This is a genomic window from Vibrio sp. 10N.222.49.C9 (assembly GCF_041474985.1).
Classification (GTDB): Bacteria; Pseudomonadota; Gammaproteobacteria; order Enterobacterales; family Vibrionaceae; genus Vibrio; species Vibrio crassostreae_C.
In genome coordinates, this window is the sequence record NZ_JBFRVD010000163.1 from 1 (window position 1) to 405 (window position 405).

Annotated in this window: 1 protein-coding gene; it reads left to right on the forward strand. The window is 39.8% G+C overall.

The genetic code is table 11. The features are described from left to right. Window positions 1-248 (forward strand): hypothetical protein (locus AB4585_RS22535; RefSeq protein ID WP_372171045.1); only part of this gene is annotated, 248 nt, incomplete at its 5' end. Between the last annotated feature and the right edge of the window lie 157 nt (window positions 249-405).

Below are 405 nucleotides of genomic sequence, written 5' to 3' on the forward strand. Positions count from 1 at the left end.
TCTCTGATGTAAATCAGGATCATGCATTCTCGTTTAAGAGTTGCGTTGAGACTGTTTATAGCTTGAATGCTGAGATGATACGTGGGAGTTATGCTCTCTATATATCTCGAATAGTGAATTCTAAAGCAGAGGAAATGGACCATCGCGTCCCTTTGTTTAAGAAGGTGCTGTCTTATATTAACGATGATGTAGATATGTCTTCTGGGGTGTTGAACTCCTCGGAGATGGCTGCAGAGTTAATGATCTAAACTTAACCCTACACATTGTGTAGGGTTTTCATTTTTCTATTAAGGAGTGGTTGTATGGCGCGAGTTTCGTACACGTTACATGAAGACTTGAATGGTGATGTTGGTATTTTGGAGTTTGAATATGAAGACACATACGATCTCCCGGAAAGTATCCTAA